Source organism: Parabacteroides sp. TM07-1AC, from assembly GCF_003480915.1.
Classification (GTDB): Bacteria; Bacteroidota; Bacteroidia; order Bacteroidales; family Tannerellaceae; genus Parabacteroides; species Parabacteroides chongii.
Genome location: NZ_QUKD01000001.1, coordinates 799244 through 821051, shown reverse-complemented (window position 1 = coordinate 821051; position 21808 = coordinate 799244). Strand labels below are relative to the sequence as shown.

Genomic DNA, 21808 nt, shown 5'->3' with positions numbered 1-21808 from the left:
AACATAAAGAATAATGACAAATAAAAGAAAGATGAATCATTTTTTGTACAACAAATATGTTTGTGTGCCTGTCCTGGCAACTTTAATGTTTTCTTGTAAAGAGCAGACAGAAGTAGCTAAAAAGCCTAATATCATTTATATTTTGGCGGATGATTTGGGATATGCCGAATTGGGTTGTTACGGACAGGAAAAAATAGAAACGCCTAATATAGATAAGTTAGCAGAACGGGGAATGCGTTTCATGCAGAATTACTCCGGTTCTCCGGTTTCTGCTCCGTCCCGTTGTGTTACATTTACCGGATTACATTCCGGCCATGCTTATATCAGAGGTAATGATGAGATGTCGGAAAGGGGAGCTGTCGGAGATCATCATGCTATGTTGGCTGATTCCACATTGGAAGGGCAACGTCCTTTACCTGCTGGTACAGCGACGATTCCTTCTGTATTGAAACAAGCCGGTTATGTAACCGGTTGTATCGGTAAATGGGGACTCGGCTATCCGGGGTCGGAGGGAACTCCCAATAAAATGGGATTTGATTTCTTTTACGGATATAATTGTCAGAGGCAGGCGCATACTTATTATCCTCCTTTTCTCTACCGGAATGAAGCGCGTGAATATTTACCGAACGAGTTGCTGGTCCCTAATACGATGCTGGATAAAGGTGTGGATATTTATAGTGAAGATAGTTATGCGAAGTACACAAAAGAAGTCTACAGTTGTGATCCGATGTATGATGAGATATTGAAGTTCGTAGAGAATAACAAAGATACGACTTTCTATTTGGCATGGACTTCTCCGTTGCCGCATGTCCCTTTGCAGGCTCCGGAGAAATGGGTAAAATATTATGTCGATAAATTTGGAGAAGAAGAGCCTTATACGGGTAAGCAGGGATACTTCCCTTGTCGTTATCCGCATGCAACCTATGCGGCTATGATCAGTTATTGGGATGAGCAGATTGGTGGACTTATCGATAAGTTGAAAGAACTCGGCATATATGACAATACGGTAATCATGTTTACCAGCGATAATGGTCCTACATTCAACGGAGGTTCGGATTCCCCCTGGTTTGATAGTGCCAAACCTTTTGAATCTGACTATGGATGGGGAAAATGTTTCCTGCGTGAAGGAGGAATCCGTGTACCTTTAATCGTTACCTGGGAAGGACGCATTAAAGGAAAGACTGTCAGTAATCACGTTTGTGCTTCGTGGGATGTAATGCCTACTCTTTGTGAATTGGCGGGAATAGGTGCTCCACGTACGGACGGAATTAGTTTTGTACCGGAATTGTTAGGTAAGGAGCAACAAGAACATGACTATCTTTATTGGGAATTTCCGGAAGGGCAGGGAATGAAAGCTATCCGTATAGGAAAATGGAAGGGGTTGATACTTAACATTAAAAAAGAGGGAGAAGGCAATTTCCTGTTATTTGATTTGGAAAACGATCCGAATGAACTGGTCAATGTTGCTTCCGAACATCCGGATATAGTGGAACAAATGAGGAATCGGATGAAAGAAGCCCATGAAGAGTCCTCTTTAGAGGTTTTTAGAATGTAATGTTTATGTATTAGATTGCGACTAAAAAGCTTGTTTTTCCAAATAAAAAAACATATCTTTGAGAAATAAGGACCTCTAAATTCATAAAGGTATGGAAACAATTTATTTGGTAACATTAGATAACGAATTCCAGGCAACCTTGTTGCAGGATTTGTTGAGAAATGACGGTATTGAGTCTTTTCTAAAAAACGAGATCATCTCTTCCGTACTGAATATCCCTGGTTTTCAAAGAGAGATATATGTAATGGAAAAGGATTACGAGAAGGCAAAAGAGATACTGAAAAAGGCATTGCCTGAATTGGTAGGAGAAGAATAAAGTAGAGTTATTGCTCTGTAAATATAAAGGTCGGGTGTGAGTGAGTCATACCCGACTTTTTTTGTTATTGTTATGGTAACAGGATGTTTTTTGGTGTCAGTTCCTAATTTGATACATTATTAAAAAATCTGTTCCGAATTTAAAAGTTCTTGTCCTAAGTATGATACCTGCTGAGAATGAGATCATAGCTTACTTTGCAATTGTAAATCTTTATCGAATTAAGCATTGTGTAAAGTAGTTTTCATTAAAACATTATTATTATTATGGAAAGCAAGAAAATGTGTATTTGGAAAAGAGGAAGATATTTGTTTGCTGTCACTTTGTTAGGCGCAGGTTCTTTCTCCAGTTTAAAAGCCGGAACTGATTATAATCAGTTCAACTCGGTAACAACCGAGTTGAACAATGATGTAAGTCAGCAAAAAAGTAAAAAAATTACCGGAACGGTTGTCGATGAAACAGGTCTTCCTGTTATTGGAGCCAATGTTGTGCAAAAAGGAACGACTAATGGTATTATAACAGATGTGGATGGGCATTTCTCTTTGGAAGTTCCGGAAGGGGCAACACTGGAAATTTCTTATATCGGTTATTTGGCACAGTCAATACCTGTAGGAAATAAGTCATCTTTTCAGATCACTCTTCGGGAAGATACTCAAAAACTGGATGAGGTGGTTGTAGTCGGTTTTGGTACACAGAAAAAAGTAAATCTGACAGGGGCTGTTTCTGCGGTGTCAGGAGATCAGTTGAGCGGACTTCCGGCTACGAATGTCGCCAATATGTTACAGGGAAAATTGCCGGGTGTTTCTATTACGGCAGAAACCGGACAGCCCGGACGTGAAGAAACTTCTATCCGTATCCGTGGTGTAGGTACGATGAATAATTCAGACCCGATGATATTAGTCGATGGGCTGGAAAGTTCAATGAATGATGTCAATCCGAACGATATTGAAAATATCAGTGTTTTGAAAGATGCGGCGGCAGCTTCTATTTATGGAACCAGGGCTGCGAACGGAGTAATCCTGATAACAACCAAACGGGGTAAAACAGGAAAACCAGTATTGAGTTATAACGGATATGTCGGATGGCAGAAAGCAATCAGAACACCGGAACATTTATCTTCTGCACAATATGCAGAATTATTTAATGAAGGAAGAATTAATGAAGGTTCAGCTCCTGCTTATACGGCAGAAGATATTGAAAAGTATCGGAACGGCTCTGATCCGGATAATTACCCGAATACGAAATGGATGGATCTTCTTTTGCAGGGAAGTGGATTTACCCATAATCATAATATCAGTCTGAATGGTGGTACCGATGCGACACGTTATGCAGTATCGTTGGCTTATTATAGTCAGGATGGTTTAACGAAAAATACTTCACATGAGCGATATAATGTCCGTATCAATTTGGATAGCAAAGTGACTGAATGGTTGACGTTCGGGATAAATTCAAGTTTGTCCCGCAGGGAGATTGTAGCACCGACAAATCCATATTCGAATAGTATGGGGCAGTTCTTCCGTCAGGCCAATCGTATTCCTAATACTTTTGTCAATCAATATTCCGACGGAACTTACGGGCGTCATATTGATGGTAATCCGATCGCCTGGATCGAAGCCGGAGGAAAAGCAACATCGGTTTATACTCATGCATTGGGTAGTGCGTTCGGTGAACTTAAGATCATTGATGGGCTGACCTTAAAAGGTATTGCCGGTATTGATTACAATTTTGATGATGGAAAAACACATATTAAAGAAATTACTTATGGGGATGGTTCCGTACAAGGTCCTAACAGTGTAGAAGATTATCTGGATCGTTGGATGACAGTCACTCTCCAGGGATTATTGAACTATCAGAAACAAATCGGTAAACATTCATTCAAAGGTATGTTGGGTGTATCCAGAGAATCCTATAAAAAGAATCTGACGAAAGCATACCGTAAGAATTTTCCAAGTAATGAATTGACAGAACTGGATGGTGGTTCGACAAATGGATGGAGTAATAATGGCAGTGCACTTGAAACAAACATAGGTTCTTATTTCGGACGAATCAACTATGATTATGCAGGCAAATATTTGTTGGAATTTAATCTGCGAAGCGACGGTTCTTCCAAGTTTGCAAAAGGACATCGTTGGGGAACATTTCCTTCTTTCTCTGCCGGATGGCGTATTTCCGAAGAGGCTTTCATGAAAAATATCCATTGGTTGGATAATCTGAAGATTCGAGGTTCATGGGGTAAGCTGGGTAACCATCGTACGGATGATTATCAATATATTGCAATGATCGCTTTAGGACAGAATTATAATTTTAATAATGTTGTGGCAGATGGTGCCGTACAGACAAAAGCGAATAATGGCAATATAACCTGGGAAACGACTAAAGAACTGGATTTAGGTTTTGATGCCGGTTTTAAGAATAACCTGATCAATGTTTCTTTCGATTATTATGACCGGTATACCGATAATATTTTGGCAGTAGTACCTGTATCTTTGATTTTTGGATTGGATGCACCTGTATCTAATGCCGGAGCCATGAGAAACAGAGGGGTAGAGGTGTCGTTGGGACATTCCTATAAAATAGGAAATGTTGAATATGATATCAATGGTTATATGGCATATAATAAAAACAAAGTTGAAAAATATCCTAATCCGGAGAAAGGTGATAATATTAAAATGGAAGGTTATTCCTGGAATTCTTTTTACGGATATGAATGTACTGGAATATTTATGTCGGACGAAGAAGCTAAAAACAGTCCGGTTCATTCTGTTTACTCTAAAGCAGGTGATTTGAAATTTAAAGATCAGAATGATGATGGAAAGATAGATGCGGAGGATCGGGTTGTTCTTGGGAATACGATTCCGAATATTACTTACGGATTTAATCTGAATATGAAATATCGTGATTTCGATTTTCTGGCATCTTTCCAAGGAGCGGCAGACGTTTATCGTACTGTAGATCGTGAGTCGATGTGGGGATTTATTGATGGAGCGAATGCGCAGGAAAAACACCTCGATCGTACGATTGTAGAGAATGGACAAGTAACGCAGTTAGGTCATTATCCGCGTATATTGATTAATCAGTCTCACAATCGTGTCATGAGTTCTTTTCTTGTGATGAATGCTAGTTATCTACGTTTAAAGAATTTGCAGATAGGATATAACTTACCGCAAAGTTTGTTGAAAAACATTCACTTAAACAGAGCCCGGTTATATGTAAGCGGACAGAATTTATTGACTTTTAGCAAGTTCCCGAAAGATTTCGATCCGGAGGTGAAGAGTGGTAGTGCCGGATATTCATATCCTCAGGTTGCTATTTATACTATAGGTTTGGATATAACTTTTTAATACGTACACAGATTATGAAAAAGAATATAATAGGATTTGCACTGATGATGGGTTTATTGTCATGTGGCGATAGTTTTCTGGATGTTGCGCCAAAGGATAAATTGTCGGATGCAACATTTTGGCAGAGTGAGAAAGATGTAGACATGGCTTTGAATGGCTGTTATAAAGGATGGGAAGCCATATCGAATGTTGTTTTTATGGATGCGGCGTCTGACAATGGTTATGAGCAGTTTGACTATAACTTTCAATCTATTGGGAACGGACAGATATTACCGACTTCTGCTCCAGGATTGAATGCTCCTTGGGTAGACGGTGATGCAACCCGTTGGTTCAGATACGACCGTATTCGTAAATACAATAATTTCCTGGAAAAGATAGAAGCTGTAGAGATGGATGCGGATAAGAAAGAACGTTATAAGGCCGAAGTTCGTTTCCTGAGAGCATACGATTATTATGGAAAGATCATGTATTACGGGGATGTTCCTTTGGTTGATAAAGTGATAACTTCTGCAGAAGAAGCTAATTTGTCAAGAACTCCTAAAGCTGAAGTTGAAGATTTCGTATTGAAAGAACTTGAAGCTGTTGCTGCCGTATTGCCAGTTCAAAACACGATAGAATCGGGAGGACATATCACGAAAGGAGCTGCTTTGGCGTTGAAAGCTCGTCTGGAACTATATCTTGGAAAATATGAACAGGCACAGGCTTCGGCTGAGGGAGTGATAAATATGTCTTGTTATGAGTTGTATCCTGAATATGAGGAGATGTTTTGGCCTTCTGCTGAATTGTCCAATAAAGAAGCTATTTTGGATGTACAGTATATGAAGAATGACTATTTCAATATGCTTCCCCAACTGAATTTACCGGCAACGGAAGGAGGATGGTCTGCTTTGAATGCACTTTGGCCGTTTATTGAAGCATTCCAAATGGCAAACGGTAAATATATCGATGAAACGGGTTCTGGTTATAATCCGAACGAGCCGTTCAAAGGTCGTGATCCGCGATTGACTAAGATCGTTCTATGTCCAGGGCAGGAATATAACGGACGTTATTATAACCCGTTCGATAAATTTATTGATGGTCAGGCAGATCGTAAGAATCTGGATTACCATGAAGAGGCGGCAGCTTCGAGAGGTGGTCTGCTGGTGAAAAAGTATATTTATCCGATGTCGGTGGTTGATGCTAACAACCATGATGGTAATGCTATCGTAATTCGTTTGGCTGAGATGTATATCACATTTGCCGAATGTGCTTTACAGACCGGAAAAGATAAAGACAAGGCTCTCCGTTATATAAATGCCGTTCGCAAACGGGCTGGTATGCCGGAGGCTACGGAGCTGAATGAGAAAATAGTCCGTTATGAACGTCGGATAGAATTGGCATTTGAAGGTTTGCGTTATTTCGATCTTAAGCGTTGGGACCTAGGACCTACTTTATTGAATGGTTGGGCTATAGGTAGTCGGAATGGTACAATTGATTCTAAAACAGGAAAGGTTACTTGGAGTGATGATTTTATCAAATTGGAAGAGCGTATTTTCCAGGCTAAACGAAATTATCTGTTACCGATTCCTCAGACAGAATTGGATCGGAATCCTAATATGAAGCAGAATCCGGGGTATTGATACATAGGGTGCAACTTTTTATGATACTTGTTATTTGACAAGTTTAATAATGAGTTTGCACCTTTTTTTATTAAGTTCCTTATCCGAATGTATTTTATGGAATCCGTGCCGAAATATATCATTTTAAGTTTCGCATCGTTTTGGGTTATTCTGAAAAAGCATATTTCTTTGTATTTACGATCTTTTGAAATCAAATAGTAATATAGATGAAGTTATACCGATTTTTTCAATTGTTGCTTGTTGCATTATTTGCTTTGCCGATTTATGCAACAGACTTCGTTATTCCCCGCCTTTCCCCTTTACCGGTGAAAGTGGAGAATCAAAAAATACCTTTGTCCGGAAAGTGGCAATTCAACCCGTCACCGGAGAAAAACTTTTGGGAGAAACAACAGGTTAATCACTGGAAAAATATTGAAGTTCCCGGTGAGTGGGTGATGCAGGGATTTGAAGTGGAGAAAGGGAAGGCAGCAGGGTATTTCCGGACATTTACTGTCCCCTCGTCCTGGAACGGACAGCGAATAAAACTGCGTTGTAACGGGATATACAGCGACAGCCAGATTTTTATTAACGGCAAGAAGGCCGGTTCACATTTGGGAGGTTTTACGGCTTTTGAACTGGATGTGACCAAGCTGGTAGAAATCGGAAAAGAGAACCGGATAGCTGTTTCGGTTAAATCGGAGAGCCTGGCGGATTCCACATCGAGCGGTTCTCAGTATGCAGCTCATCCGTTAGGAGGGATTCCGCGTGATCTATATCTGTTTGCTTTGCCGGAAGTGAATTTGTCGATGTTCCATGCCGCTACATTGTTCGATTCGACATACACGGATGCCACGCTGAAAACCGAGTTGGAAGTTACCAATGAATCGATGGCAGCAGCCAAAGGAGTTTCACTACAATTCACGTTGAAAGATAAAAACGGAAAAGAGATTACACTGAAGCAAGATACAAAATCAATAAATAAGATAGGAGCAGGAGCTTCCGAGAAAATGGAAGTCTCCTTTCTGATCCCGAAGCCGGAGAAATGGGATTCGGAACATCCCAATCTGTACACCTTTACCTGTCAACTGAAAGAAGGAAAAAAGGTGTTGCACGAAACGATTCGCCGTATCGGTTTCCGTCAGATAGAAGTTCGTGGCAATCAGATGTATATAAACAATATGCCGGTAAAGCTGCGTGGTGCATGCCATCATGAAGTGATGCCCTTGCGCGGACGTTCCGTGAACGAAGATATGTGGCGTAAAGATGTTGAACTGTTCCGTCGTGGAAACGTAAACTATATCCGTACTTCCCATTATCCGCCCGATGAAGCTTTATTGGAGGCTTGTGATGAACTGGGTATGCTTTTGGAGGTAGAGGCTCCTTTCTGCTGGGCACATAACACGAAGTTTACGGAAGATGATCATGCCCGGTTGATTAATCAGCATGTGGAAATGGTGAACTTGAACCGAAGCCATCCTTCTGTCATCATGTGGTCGATGGGAAATGAATCACTCCTGTATAAAGAATTCTTTTCAAAAGCAGCAAAAATTGTCAAACAAATGGACCCGACCCGTCCACGGATCTTCAGCCAGTGGGGACCGGATGCGGATGAAGGCGAATTGGAAGTGACCAATCATCATTATCCCGGACCGACCGGACCGGATAAATACCGTAATAGCAAACGCCCTGTCACCTTTGATGAATTCTGCCATCTGAATGCCTATAACCGTCTGGAACAGGCTGCCGACCCGGGACTTCGTTCGATGTGGGGACCCTTGTTGGATCGGATGTGGAGTGATATGTATCATAGCCAGGGGGTACTGGGAGGTGCTATATGGGTCGGTATAGACGATACATTTTTCCTCCCGGGAGAAAAGGCTGTCGGTTATGGAACCTGGGGACCGTTAGACGGTTGGCGTCGTGAAAAACCGGAATACTGGGAAATGAAGAAAGCCTACAGTCCGGTGAAGATCAGGCTAAAAGGAAATATGTCTGCCGACGGCAGGGTTCGTTTCGAAGTGGAGAATCGCCATAACTTCAGTAATCTGTCGGAATGTGCAATCGAATGGAAAGTGGGTGAAAAGAGCGGTAAGGTGGCAGTAGATGTGGCTCCCCGTTCAGAAGGAACATTCGAAATCCGGTTGCCTGAATCTTTGTGGAATACGAAGATGTTGGAATTGACCGTTACTGGCGTGCGTGGCTATAACATCGATGAATACCGCTTCGGTCTTCTGCCGGAACAACAGAAACCGCAGGAGCAGATTCAGGCTGGCAAATTGTCTTACATGGAAAAGGATGACGTGATCGAGGTTCAGTCAAAAGGCGGAATGTTTACAGTGGATAAACGTAACGGGTTATTGTCTGCCGGTCAGGGAAACAATGCTGTGTTGCTGCAATCTCCGACATTGATGGTACTGCCGTTAAACGGAGAAGGTGGAGGTATCCAGATGACTGGCGAAAACCAAAAGTTTGATCCCTACAATCCGACTTGTGAAAACTGGGTGGCTCAATCCATTACTTGCCTGCCTGCCGACGATCTTGTTCGTATAAAAGTAAAAGGAATTTATAAAGAAGCGGAAGGCACATTGGAATATCGTTTTCATAGAGATGGGAACGTGACATTCGCTTACGATTTCACTATGCTTCAGGATGTTTCTCCCCGTCAGACCGGATTGGTATTTACTTTGCCTTCTTCTTTTACTCACTTGGACTGGAAACGGAAAGGTTATTGGAGTGTATATCCGACAGATCATATCGCAGCCCTGGAGGGAGAAGCAGAAGCATTCGATACCTCTTTGCCTGTATCCGGACTTGCCGGTCCTTCCAAACAACCGGCAAACTCCTGGTCGTATGACCAAACGGCAGCCGGATCAAATCTGTTCCGTTCCACAAAAGAAAATATCTATTCTGCCGGATTGAAAGATAAATCGGGAAGATCCATAACTGTCCTGTCTGACGGAACACAGCATGTTCGTTCCTGGATAGAGGGCGATGCGATACGTTTATTGATTGCCGATTATAATAATCCGGGCAAGGAAAATTTCCTGATTCCTCATGCAGAAAAAGAATACAGACCGTTGCGGAAAGGAGATAAAATACAAGGAGAAGTAACGGTTTCTTTTCATCCGTAAAGATAGATCTATGATACTTGAAAAAAGGTCCGGTCTTTTGAAATGTTAAGACAGGACTTTTGATTATAAAATAAGGGACTTTTGAATTCAAAAGTCCCTTATTTTGTAGGAGAAAATCATACCGTGAAGGATTAATAAGGAAGTGATCGGAGGGGGGTATATTTCGTTTATTTTTATAAATTCATAGGGTAAACCGCCTTTATTACGTCTAGTAAGAAATAATTTAAAGTTTTATACCATGAAAATGCTAAGTAAAGTATTCTTGCTTTTTTGTTTTTTATCTTTGATGTCCTGTCAGAAAGACCCGCAGATACAGGCGGCTTATGACCTGATCGAACGTATAACTCCTGGATATGGCAAACAGTTTTGTCTGGAACTGATCGGGCCGGAGAACGGGAGCGATGTCTATGAAGTGGCCGGGGAGAACGGCAAAGTCGTGTTGCGCGGGAACAATACGGTATCGTTGGCAACAGCTTATAACCAGTACCTGAAATATCATTGTAATGCCCATGTCTCCTGGTTCGGCGATCAGTTGAACTTACCGGAAACACTGCCTGTTCCGGCTGAGACGACACACCGGATCATTAACGGTAAGTATCGTGTCTATTTTAATTATTGTACGTTGAGCTATACCGGTGCCTGGTGGGATTGGGAACGCTGGCAGCGTGAGATCGACTATATGGCTATGAACTCGATCAATACGCCTTTGTCGGTTGTCGGATTGGAAGGCGTTTGGTATAATACACTGCTTCGTTTCGGTTTTACGGATGAGGAAGCACGTTCTTATTTGGTCGATCCTGCCCATTTTGCCTGGCAGTGGATGCCTAATATCGAGAGCTTCGGCGGACCGCTGCCGAAATCATGGATCGATTCGCATATCGCATTGGGTAAACAAGTGGTAAACCGTCAGTTGGAGTTGGGAATGACACCGATACAGCAAGGTTTTTCCGGTGCTGTACCTCGTAAGATGATGGAAAAGTTTCCGGAGGCCAAGATACAGAAGCAACCGGATTGGTACGGATTTGAAGGTATCTGCCAGTTAGACCCGCTCGACCCACTGTTTACGGATCTGGGAAAAGCCTTTCTGGAAGAGGAACAGAAACTATACGGGACCTACGGACTCTATGCGGCCGACCCTTTCCATGAAAGCAAACCGCCTGTGGATACGCCTGAATATCTGAATGCAGTAGGTTCTTCTATCCACAAATTGATGAAGACATTCGACCCGAATGCGTTGTGGGTGATGCAAGCCTGGAGCTTCCGGAAAGATATTGCATCCGTCGTACCGAAACATGACCTGCTCGTATTGAGCCTGAACGGTGCGTTAGGGGGAGAAGATCATTTCTGTAACCATGATTTTGTGGTAGGTAATCTGCATAACTTCGGCGGACGTGTCAATCTTCACGGAGATTTGCCGCTGATATCGTCCAATCAGTTTATGAAAGCGAAACAGGAAACACCGAATGTGGTAGGCTCCGGTTTGTTTATGGAGTCGATCGGACAGAATCCCGTATTCTATGAGTTAGCCTTTGAGATGCCTGTTCACCAGGACTCGGTGAAGCTGAAAGAGTGGTTGGATAAATATGCGCAGCGTCGTTACGGCGCACCTTCCGAAGCTGCCGGTAAGGCCTGGGAGTTATTGCTTGCCGGTCCTTATCGTGCGGGGACGAACGGGGTGGAGTCCAGTTCGATCATCTGTGCCCGTCCTGCTGTGGATGTAAAGAAGTCGGGACCGAATGCCGGTTTCAATATCCCTTACGACCCTCAATCGTTGATAGAAGCCGAAGCCTGTTTGTTGCAGGATGCGGAACAATTGAAAGGTTCCAAACCTTATCGTTTCGATATTGTCGATGTGCAGCGTCAGATCATGTCTAACCTGGGACAGGAAATACATAAAAAAGCGGCGGAAGCATTTAAGAAAAAGGATAAAGAGGCGTTTGCCCTGCACTCCGGACGTTTCCTTGAGTTATTAAAAGATGTAGATATCTTGCTTCGTACCCGTACAGAGTTTAACTTTGACCAGTGGTTGACGGATGCCCGTGCCTGGGGTACGACCGACGAGGAACGTAATTTGTTTGAAAAGAATGCCTCTTCGCTGGTGACTATCTGGGGCGGACAGGTCGATGTTCGTCAGTTCGATTATTCATGGCGCGAATGGACCGGTTTGATCGAGGGGTATTATCTGCAACGCTGGACGAAGTTCTATGATATGTTGCAGGGACATCTCGATAACGGAACGGCTTACAGGGAGGAAGATGCAAAGATGGATTTAGGCCGCCAGGCTTTCCGTGCGAATGAGTTTTATGATTCATTGGCTGACTGGGAGTTGGCTTTCGTCGATCGTCCGGGTAAGGCCCGTACTCCGGTAACGGAAGGAGATGAAGTGACCGTTGCCCGCCGAATGCTGGACAAATACAAACAATTATCAAAAGAATACTACAATGTTGAGAAAACAAATTAAGTACCTGATGGTGTATTCGCTTCTGACCCTGCCTTGTGTGATGCAGGCGCAGGATGATGTAACAAATGCCTTCGATGACTTGAAACGACAGGGTACGGTGAACGAGCAGGACTCGGAAATGCGCCGTGTCGCTTCGTCGGATGCGGTGAAGAAGTTGATACAGGAAAACCCGGAAGCCGGTTATTTCTGTTTTACGGAAGACCGGGAACACGATATCCGCATGACGGATGCGATACCTGTGCGTTGGGTGGAACGGTCGGCCGATTCGCGTACAAAGTTCCAGGGCGATTGCCTTCCGGGTGAGTTCTATACCTGGCAGGTGGGAGTCTTTGCTCCGTATGAAACTGTATCGGACCTGTCTGTAACCTTCTCTGACTGGAAGAATGAAAAAGGGAATAAGATTCCGGCGGCTGCTTTCCGTTGCTTTAACCTGGGAGGAACCGATACGAACGGTAACCCTTTTAAAAAGACGGTGAACGTTACCAAAGGAAATGTACAGGCATTATGGATCGGCTCTGATGTGCCCGTAACGGCTGACGGTGTTTATAAAGGAAAAGTGACGATTAAAGCAGCTGATGCAAAACCGGTGGAGATTACCTGCGAATTGACTGTACAAGGTTCTCCCATCGTCAACCACGGAGATAACGAAGGATGGCGTAAAACCCGTCTGCGCTGGCTGGATTCTTCCATCGGTAATGCCGATGAACCGACGGCTCCGTATATTCCCGTTCAATTACAGAAGCAAACGATCTCTTGGCTGGGAGGGACGATGGAACTGTCGAAAGAGGGGTTGCCTCAATCCCTTTCTACCCGTTATGATCGGAGCAACCAGTTGAACGATCAGAGCAATAACCCTGTCCTGGCAGGTGAAATGCGGTTCGTGATCGAAACGGAGAATGGCGAAGAAGTATTAAAGGGCGGTTCGCTGCGGATCACCGGACGAAATAAGGCGTCGGTAAACTGGACGGCTACCCGGAAGAGCCGTCATTTTGAAGTGCAGTGTTCAGGTACCTTCGGTTTCGACGGTCTGGTCGATTATCGGATACAGGTGAAGTCGCTGGGAGACGTGAAGGTGAAGGATATCCGTTTGGAAGTACCTTATACTGCGTATGCCGCCAAGTATATGATGGGATTGGGCCATAAAGGAGGTTTGCGCCCCGACTCCCTGATTAACTGGCGATGGAACGTCGACAAGCATCAGGATAAGATTTGGATGGGAAATATAAACGTCGGTCTGAACTTCTGCTTCAAAGATGAAAACTATGTGCGTCCGCTGGTGAATATCTATTATGGTTTAGGTAAGTTGAACCTGCCTGCTTCGTGGGGAAATGCCAATAAGGGCGGTATCGACATTCAGCCCGATAAAGACGGCACAGTCCTGATGACAGCCTACAGCGGTGAACGTTCGATGCAGAAAGGCGATGTCCTTCATTATAATTTCAATATGTTGGTTACTCCGGTGAAACCGCTTAACCTGCCGGAACTGGCGGAAAAACATTTCTACCATTCCAACAGCGATGTGAGTGCCGGTTATATCCCTGCTGCCCTGAAAGCGGGAGCCAATATGATCAATGTGCATCATAAGAAAGATATTTATCCGTTCATCAACTATCCGTATTACGATGAAGCCGTTCCGGATCTGAAACGCTTTATCTCGGATGCACACAGCAAGGATTTGGATGTCCGGCTTTATTATACGACCCGTGAGTTGACGGTGAAGATACCGGAGTTGTGGGCATTGCGCAGCCTGGGTAGTGAAGTGATTCATGACGGTCCCGGAAAGGATGCCCGTACACTGATCCATCGCAACGGCCCTCACGAATGGTTGAACAAGAACCTGACGACTCATTTCATCCCCGCCTGGTATAACGCTTTCAAAGAAGGTAAATATGCCGGCGATATGGATATCTCGGTTATCACCACCCCCGATTCCCGTTGGAACAATTACTACTTGGAAGGGCTGGACTGGATGATTAAAAACCTGGGCCTGGATGGTGTCTATATCGACGATAGTGCTTTGGATCATCAGACCTTGCAACGTGCCCGCCGTGTGATGGATGCCGACGGTAAACGCCGCCTGATCGATATCCACTCCTGGAACCACATGAATGAATGGGCTGGTTATGCAAACTCGTTGCATCTTTATTTGGAGTTACTGCCTTATGTAGACCGTACCTGGATCGGTGAAGGTTTCCCTGCAAACAATACGCTAGACTTTTGGCTGGTGGAAATGTCCGGTATTCCTTTCGGATTGATGAGTGAAACGTTGGATGCCCGGAATGTGTTCCGTGGAATGGTCTACGGTATGCTTCCCCGCCTGCCGTGGAGTGGAAACCCTGTTCCGCTTTGGCATATTTGGGACGATTTCGGTATGAAGAATGCCGTGATGAGAGGCTATTGGGATGAACGTTGTCCGGTAAAAACAGATAATGCTAATATCCCGGCCACCGTCTACATCAACGGAGATAAAGCGCTTGTCGTACTGGCAAACTGGACCGATCTTCCTCAAACGGCAAAGATCACTTTGGATGAACAACTGCTTGGCTTCAAGCCGTCTTCCTATCTGTTGCCGGAGATCCGGAACACACAATGGGAAGGCAAACTGTCTTCCCTGAACCAATGCGAGATCATGGGACGTGGCGGTATGATCATTTTACTGGAAAAATAAAAAGGATGTGATTGAGAGGATAGGAATAATGTTTCCGTTCCTTTCAATCCCATCACGTCAAAGATTGTTTCCGACCGAAGCCGGGTTGTTTGCAGAAGGCAGTTTATTCTCCTTATTTAGCGGTGCAGTTATTGATCTACCCTTTTGTTGAGTTTTTTCAGTAAATTCTTTCCTGCCTTGAACTTGACGCTGTTGCGGGAAAGGATCGGTACTGTTTCCCCTGTTTTGGGATTCCTCCCTGCCCTGGCAGTTTGTTCCCATAGGTGAAAGGTGCCGAAACCTTGCAATACCAGAGAATTCTTTTTTTCCAGCTCATCGCTGAGAATGTCGAGCAAAGTATTCAGATGGGAAGTGCATTCCTGCTGTGTGGTATTCAGTCGGGAGGATAGTTCTTTTATTAAGTCGTGTTTATTCATTTTAGTTCAGTATAAATGTAGAGTTTAGAAGAGGATATGCCAAAAGTCCGTTTTGTCATGGCGGACTTCCGACATATCCTCCGTTAGTTTATTTACGGATATTCCTTTACGGAACAACCGGAACGATTGTCGTAGACACGTCGATTGTCAGGTCGCCTCCTCCGGTGATAGCATTCGTCAGCAAGATGCTGCCCGATTTAGCCTCGGAGAGGTTAGCTTCTCCGACGATCGTGAGCGTCAGGGTCGTCGTATGCGAACCGTTGCTGTTCACTACATCCTTCGAAGTGACCGTCAGCCAGTCACTGCCTGTATTAACGCTCGGTGTGATGCCTTCCGGCGAGTTGACCGCCAGCGTACAGGTAGAAGCAGCAGTTGCTTCGCCCAGTAGGATGGAGGCATTTCCTCCGGCGGCAGGCGTAAAGGTGTTGTTCGTATTGTCGCCGTTACCGAACTGTGAAGCTATGGGAGCGGTGATGGCCGGATCTTTCAGCTTGACACTGACGGTTGTTGCGGCGGTCGAAGCGGTGGAAGTAACCGTAACGGTTGCTGTGGTATTCACGTCCTGCGCATTACCCAGTGTCAGCGTATAATCGCCTTCGGCTGTGTCGAGGTTGGTTGCATCGGCAGTGAGCCATGCCGGGCTGTCCTGTATAGCCAGCGTACTGCCGGTCGAACCGGCGCGGTTTTCGGCCACGACGTGCAGCTTGGCTGTTTGGTTGGCTACGTTGTAGATCGTCAGCATACCGTCTTTGAACGTACTGAAGCTGCCGCTGGCATTGTCGCCGAGTGTTACTTCAGGGCCTGCGGTGGGTGCCACGACGATGTCTTTGCGTTTGCCGCTTGCCGGGTTTTTCAGGCGGATGGTGACAGGCAGGAGCTTTCCGCTGAGTGCCTCTTTATCCACTTTGTAGGTATAGGTCGTCTCGATGGAACCGGCCTTGGTGCGTGTGTCGGCTACGATCCATTGGGCCGAACCTTCTTTGTAGGCCAGTTCTTCCTCCAATTCCGTGTTCGATCCCAAAGTGAAAGCGAACTTGCTGCCGTCTTGCGGCAGCACGGCGATCGATCCGTTTGCCATCACATAAGCGCCCGTAGAAGCACCGCCATCGGTGATAAGCTCGACGGCAACCTTGTCGAAGTCGTTACCCTTGTTCGGGTCGTACTCGTCGATATCGCCTTCGTCCGACCATTCGGACACGTTGAGGGTGAAATCCAGGTGATAGGTGTCGGCCTTCGTGATGGCGATGGTGTAGCGGTGGTTGTTGGCCACTTCGATATAGCTGCCTACGCCGTTTGCCATCTGCTGGAAAGGAACCTTATAAGAGACGTCCTGCGTTTCCGTTTTGTTGACGGTATATTTCCCTTTCAGGATCAGATAACCCTGATCGTTCTGCGGGCTGGGCCAGCTGTAGAAAGCGCCGGTTGTCGTGGCGTTGCCTTCTACCTGGTTGTCGGCTGTTATGGCGCGTGCCGGGTAAGTGATCCGGTCGGTTTCCGATTTTCCCAGTGTCTTGACGGGGAAGAAGCTTGTCCCCCTTTGTCCGTTGCCCATCGAGATGCTTTCGACCGTGAATTTGGAGGTAGCCGCATTGTTCACGATATCGAAACGGGCGGCCATACGTGTCAGCTTGAAACTCAGTTGCGTACGTGCCGAGACGGAAAAATCGGTCAGGTCGATCGGAGTCGTATGCGATCCCGTCATCGGCAGCGGTGTCTGCAGGATATCGTCTTCCGTCGGAACGGCGGCAACGGGGTCGATCAGTGCCGTGTGCAGTTTGAGGAAGTCTTTTTCCGTCGGAACACCTTCAACCACATTGTTTACCGGCTGTCCGGGTGCATCCTGTCGGAGCGGGGTGAAAGCGGTATAGGCTTCCACCGTTCCTTCAGGGGTTGTCTGGTAGAGCACAGTCCGGTTGACTACGCAATAGAGCTTTATGAACAGTCCTTTCTGCAATTTCAGCAAGGCTGTTGTCACGTTGTCTTCGGCAGAAGCCAGCAGGTTGAAACTGTGTGCCCAGTCTCCGTCGCCTGCCACGGTGGAGGCGTCGTCGCGGTAATAATAGAGTTCCTGGAAGGTGTAACCGTTGATTTCGTCTTTCGAGCCGAACACGTAGATGTCCAACGAGCGGATATAGTTTTCCTCGGCGGTGGCGATCGGGTCGCCTTCGGCTTTCGTCTTGCCGGAAGCCACATTCAATTTGTTCTTGAAGGTGAGCAACACTTCCCTTTTGGCAGCGTCGTCCTGTCCGGTTTCGTCGGGTGTCGGGTTCACCAGCTCGTTCTCGCTCGTGCACGCCATCAGCAGAAGGGAGGCGGCGAAAACGGATAGTTTATATTTTATGTTCATATGCTTGTTTGTTAGAGAGGTATGTCGGCTGTCGGTATCCGGCGTTTGCCGGTCGTTACCCCGACATACCCCCTGTTGGTTTTACTTCTTGACTAAAGTGATTGTCTTGTCGCCACCATTGGTAACACCGTTGGTGACAGTGATCGTGATGTCGGCTGTTGCGGTCGCATCACCTGCTGTTGCGGCAGAGAATGTGATTTCGACTGTTCCGTCTTCCCCGATAGCGGTAGGTGTCTTACCGGCAATACCGGCCCATGTGTTGCTTAAATCAGAAACGGAGATAGCAGAACCTTTGTAGCCCTTAATTGTGATTTTCAGGGTTCCGTAGTTATCGGCAAAGGTTGTTCCCGTTACATTGATATTATCTCCCTCGATAGAAGCAGCATTGGCTGAGTCCACTGTCTTTTCGAATGTGATAGCCGGATCCTTCCAGGTAATCGTAAGTTTAGCATTACGTTCGGTATCGCTACTGTTGGAAGCAACCAATTCCGTAGTGGCACCGGTGAGTTGTGAAGCGTCGGTAACCTTGATTTCGTAATTGTCGTCGCTCTGTTTCGTCACGCTTAATCCGCTCACGTTGGCGAAGGTAGCAGCTTCCGCACAAGTCATCTGGATGAAGACCTTGCTGTCGTTAGCCTTGTACATGTTGACCGTTGCTGAGTAGCCGTCGGCTGCAATCGCCAGAGCCTCGTTGAACTCGCTCTTATCTCCGCTTGTGGCAGCATCCAGTTTCGGTTTGCTGTAAGCCTTGTTCATCGTTACCGTCAGCTTGTCGTTTGCGTCCAGTTTGTTGATGAATACAATATCGAAATCGTCGTATGTCTCAACACTTGATTTAGCGACCCGGTAAACCGTGCAGGTTCCGTCGAATGCCACGCTTTCTGTTACATTGAGCCATTTTCCTGACGGGAGCTTGACAGTTACACCCTGCGGAGAATTGATCTTGAAGGTATAGTTGCCGGAAGCCAACAGGTCTATATCCGTCTTGATCGTATAAGCAGCCGCACTACCGCTGATGGTAGCGATATTATTGGCATCCGCATTCAGTTCGGAAGTCATGCCCGGTTCTTCCAGGGTCACCTCGATGTCACTCTTGACAGTTTCGTCTTCGGCATTCTGTACGGAGATGGTAACAGAACTTTCTCCCAACTGGGCTACATCGCTGATCTTCAATTTGTATGTAGCGGTGTAGTCGGCGGTTTCGCCTACCTGTTCGGCTGCGGCAAATCCGGCAGGAACTTTTACTTTCACCCCTTCGATACATTTCGCCTGGATCGTGATGTAGCTGCCGTTTACCTTATACATAGAGGCGGTAACCGGAGTTACGTCCGTCTTCATCGTGTTGCCCAGGCTGTGGCCTGCAGCGGCTTCGGTCAGTACGGGAGCGGCAAGCGGTCCGTAGAACACCAGTGTTTTCCAGAGGGCCGGATCATAGGAGGCGGCTTCGTTGATGAAATTCACCAGGATCGGCTGCTGGCCGGTAGCGTTGGTAGAAGTGAGCGTGAAGGTAGTATACCATACGCCGTCTTTTTCTTCTGTTGCCGGGTCGCTGATTTCGAGCCAGCCGTCGGTGGGGGTTTTCGTGTAGGCAGACTTTTCGGCACGTACTTTACCGGTAGCGGCAATCGTTACCTTGAACGACTTGTTGTCGACCACTTTGAATTCCGTTGTCGAAGTCGTACCGTCGGCATTCGTGATGGCGACAGGCAGGTCGGCATTGCTACCGGCGTCGTCGGGTGCAAATCCGGTAGCCGGGTCGAATACCGGTGTGTCGTTATCCGGTTTGATGTTGATACCGCCGCCCGAAGTCCAGTCTTCTATCTCGAATGTACCGTAGATGGCTGCCTGTGTCACATCGGTGATCTTCAGCTTGTAACGGCTGTTGGCCTTGATATCGACATATTGGGCATCCGCGCCGTTGGTTTTCTGGATAGGTACGTTGTAGGTGACGGGCACCTGCTGGGTTGTCACCGGGCTTTTATACGTACCTTCGATCACCAGGTAGCTTTCGTCGGTTGCCAGTCCCGGGTAGACATAGATGGCGCTTTCCTTTACGCCGTTGTTGGCTCCCGTGTTTTCTGCGGGGAAGGTGACGGGGGCGTAGGTCATCAGATCGGCAGCCTTGTCTCCGACGGCGCTCAGCGTGGCATTCCACAGGGAAGTGTTCTTACGGGCATTTGCCAGGGTGATAGTCTCGATGGTGAGGTTCGATTTCGACGTGGTGTTGTCGATGTCGAAACGGGCCATGGCGCGGCGCAGGGTGATGTTTACCTTCGACACGCTGCCGCTGATTTTGGTCTGTCCGTCGCCGGTCATCAGAAGCGGGGTCAGGATGATGTCTTTCGTCCCATCCGCCTCATTTTTCATCTGGCGGGTATAGGCCGCTTTGAAGGCAGTTTCCGTCGTTGCTGCGTCGGCATTGGTGATTTTACCATCGTTGTCGGTCGTTACGGCTGTCAGTGGGGCGGCGGCATTGAAAATCTCCGTACCGTCGGCATCGTAGAACTTGCCGTCGGTCACGTCGCTCGATCCGTTGTTTGCCACACACAGGAGTTTGATGAAAGGTACGCCTTTCAGCTCGTTCGGATAGATCGAGGCTTTCCAGGAAGAGCCGGAAGCCTGTTTCTTGAAGTTGGTGGTTGTGGGGTTTGCCGGGTCGTAGGCCGTCCCTTCCTGCCATGTTTCCAGGTAGTAGTAAGGGCCGTTCTGCTGGGCGGCGGCAAAGAGGTAGACCTTGAGGTCGTTGATCTGGTTCTCACTTTCAGAAGCGATCGCCTTGGTATACTCTTGGCTCTCGCTGGTTCCGCTCATTTCGATTTGAATTTCGCTTCGGGTACCGGTCGCGGAAGAGTCGCCTCCGTTCTCGATATCTTCTGAGCAACCTGCTCCCAGGCCTGCGATGGCGAGGAGCAGCATTAAACTTTTAACATTCATGTTCGTTGTTTTTTTATTAAACATATTATTCGTTGAAAAATTGATATTTGTTTCATTCCGGGAAGTTGCGGTTCCCGGTGTTGGGAAGTCACAGTTCCCAGTACTGGGAAGAGACACTTCCCAACGCTGGGAAGGGCGGCTTCCCGGCTGTTGTCTTATTCGATGACGGGGCGATCGTCTTCTCCGCCGCCTCCGGCTCCCACATGTACGTCGACGGATACTTCGCGCGGCTCTTTCAGCAGATGGTTGCTGGTACCGAACTGGGTACGTACGGTCAGCAGATAGTTGCCGTCGGCCAGGTCGGCGGGGATCAACAAGGTTAGTTCGGACGGGTTGTTTTTCGTGATCATGTCGTCATCGAGTTTCACTACGGCTTTCGTTTTCGTATTGGTCAGGCTGACGCCTACGGATGCGTCGGTGCCCGTCACTTTGAGGTTGGCACCGCGCACGAAGAAGTTGCGTCCCGGTGTCATGGTGCCGTCTTTCAGGCCTGTCTTGCGGTCTTCCGTTCCGATGATGTACATCACGTCGGCTTTTTCGCCCAGGATACTGATGGCGGTTTTCCCGATCTCTTCGCGTACCACCTTGTTCTGTGTGAAGGCTACGTAGATGTTGTTCGTTTCAGGGTTCCATTTGCCGTCTTCCGCCAGCCCCAACAGGCGGGGTACGGCGTAGAACAGCCCGGTGTTGAGTTGCCATCCGTTCATCAGCATACGGGCACAGACGCGCTCGAAGAGGGTGACAACATGTGTGATGGTTTCGGGACGCAACCCGGTGTCTTCGGCACGCATTTCTTCGTAGATTTTGTCGATGTTGGCATTGCCGGTCGTTTCCAGCAGAAAGATCCTGTCTTTCGGGTCGGATGTCACCGTATTGGGTGCCATCCAGACTTTCAATGTATTTGCCATAATTTATTCTTTTGTGGGACAGTGTTTTTTTATTCTGTCCCGGTTAATACCAGTGTTATTTCAGTTATACGAACGCACACGAACAGTTGCGCAACCCCCGGACTGGAGGTTGCGTAACGATCGGTGCATCCGTTTA

General features: G+C 46.6%; 11 protein-coding genes. 7 read left to right on the top strand and 4 right to left on the bottom strand.

The genetic code is table 11. The annotated features are described in order from the left end of the window. Nucleotides 1–31: 31 nt before the first annotated feature. The 7 genes from DXD68_RS03485 to DXD68_RS03455 all read left to right on the top strand — a co-directional run bounded on the left by DXD68_RS03485 (nt 32) and on the right by DXD68_RS03455 (nt 15067). On the top strand, nt 32–1555 hold the full coding sequence (locus tag DXD68_RS03485; RefSeq protein WP_410510706.1) for an arylsulfatase: 1524 nt from the start codon (nt 32–34) through the stop codon (nt 1553–1555). Between the two features lie 91 nt (nt 1556–1646). Next, nucleotides 1647–1871 carry a DUF2007 domain-containing protein gene (locus DXD68_RS03480; RefSeq protein ID WP_122360300.1) on the top strand — a complete coding sequence of 75 codons (225 nt, stop codon included), beginning with the start codon at nt 1647–1649 and terminating at the stop codon, nt 1869–1871. A gap of 263 nt (nt 1872–2134) precedes the next feature. Then, nucleotides 2135–5209 carry a SusC/RagA family TonB-linked outer membrane protein gene (locus DXD68_RS03475; RefSeq protein ID WP_122360299.1) on the top strand — a complete coding sequence of 1025 codons (3075 nt, stop codon included), beginning with the start codon at nt 2135–2137 and terminating at the stop codon, nt 5207–5209. 14 nt (nt 5210–5223) lie between these two features. Beyond that, entirely contained in the window at nt 5224–6828 is a 1605-nt protein-coding gene (locus DXD68_RS03470; protein ID WP_122360298.1) for a RagB/SusD family nutrient uptake outer membrane protein, read from the top strand. 206 nt (nt 6829–7034) lie between these two features. After that, entirely contained in the window at nt 7035–9938 is a 2904-nt protein-coding gene (locus DXD68_RS03465; protein WP_122360297.1) for a glycoside hydrolase family 2 protein, read from the top strand. A gap of 238 nt (nt 9939–10176) precedes the next feature. Beyond that, entirely contained in the window at nt 10177–12399 is a 2223-nt protein-coding gene (locus DXD68_RS03460) for an alpha-N-acetylglucosaminidase (RefSeq protein WP_122360296.1), read from the top strand. Further along, nucleotides 12380–15067 (top strand): glycoside hydrolase domain-containing protein, encoded by a 2688-nt coding sequence (locus tag DXD68_RS03455; RefSeq protein ID WP_122360295.1) that lies wholly within the window; start codon nt 12380–12382, stop codon nt 15065–15067. The genes DXD68_RS03460 and DXD68_RS03455 overlap by 20 nt, the downstream gene beginning before the upstream one ends. A 128-nt stretch (nt 15068–15195) precedes the next feature. Here DXD68_RS03455 and DXD68_RS03450 read toward each other — a convergent pair whose 3' ends face one another. The 4 genes from DXD68_RS03450 to DXD68_RS03435 form a co-directional block, all read right to left on the bottom strand. Next, nucleotides 15196–15483, bottom strand: a complete 288-nt coding sequence (locus tag DXD68_RS03450; RefSeq protein WP_122360294.1) for an HU family DNA-binding protein — start codon at nt 15481–15483, stop codon at nt 15196–15198. A gap of 106 nt (nt 15484–15589) precedes the next feature. After that, a complete protein-coding gene (locus tag DXD68_RS03445; protein ID WP_158585850.1) occupies nt 15590–17830 on the bottom strand; it encodes a DUF4906 domain-containing protein in 2241 nt (746 codons plus the stop codon). 81 nt (nt 17831–17911) lie between these two features. Beyond that, nucleotides 17912–20764, bottom strand: a complete 2853-nt coding sequence (locus tag DXD68_RS03440; protein ID WP_122360519.1) for a hypothetical protein — start codon at nt 20762–20764, stop codon at nt 17912–17914. 155 nt (nt 20765–20919) lie between these two features. Continuing rightward, on the bottom strand, nt 20920–21672 hold the full coding sequence (locus tag DXD68_RS03435) for a DUF4469 domain-containing protein (protein WP_122360293.1): 753 nt from the start codon (nt 21670–21672) through the stop codon (nt 20920–20922). Between the last annotated feature and the right edge of the window lie 136 nt (nt 21673–21808).

Excerpts from the sequence above, each read along its gene's own strand:
- DXD68_RS03485 (WP_410510706.1), top strand. The coding sequence starts at position 32 with ATGAATCATTTTTTGTACAACAAATATGTTTGTGTGCCTGTCCTGGCA.
- DXD68_RS03480 (WP_122360300.1), top strand. The coding sequence starts at position 1,647 with ATGGAAACAATTTATTTGGTAACATTAGATAACGAATTCCAGGCAACC.
- DXD68_RS03475 (WP_122360299.1), top strand. The coding sequence starts at position 2,135 with ATGGAAAGCAAGAAAATGTGTATTTGGAAAAGAGGAAGATATTTGTTT.
- DXD68_RS03470 (WP_122360298.1), top strand. The coding sequence starts at position 5,224 with ATGAAAAAGAATATAATAGGATTTGCACTGATGATGGGTTTATTGTCA.
- DXD68_RS03465 (WP_122360297.1), top strand. The coding sequence starts at position 7,035 with ATGAAGTTATACCGATTTTTTCAATTGTTGCTTGTTGCATTATTTGCT.
- DXD68_RS03460 (WP_122360296.1), top strand. The coding sequence starts at position 10,177 with ATGAAAATGCTAAGTAAAGTATTCTTGCTTTTTTGTTTTTTATCTTTG.
- DXD68_RS03455 (WP_122360295.1), top strand. The coding sequence starts at position 12,380 with ATGTTGAGAAAACAAATTAAGTACCTGATGGTGTATTCGCTTCTGACC.
- DXD68_RS03450 (WP_122360294.1), bottom strand. The coding sequence starts at position 15,483 with ATGAATAAACACGACTTAATAAAAGAACTATCCTCCCGACTGAATACC.
- DXD68_RS03445 (WP_158585850.1), bottom strand. The coding sequence starts at position 17,830 with ATGAACATAAAATATAAACTATCCGTTTTCGCCGCCTCCCTTCTGCTG.
- DXD68_RS03440 (WP_122360519.1), bottom strand. The coding sequence starts at position 20,764 with ATGAATGTTAAAAGTTTAATGCTGCTCCTCGCCATCGCAGGCCTGGGA.
- DXD68_RS03435 (WP_122360293.1), bottom strand. The coding sequence starts at position 21,672 with ATGGCAAATACATTGAAAGTCTGGATGGCACCCAATACGGTGACATCC.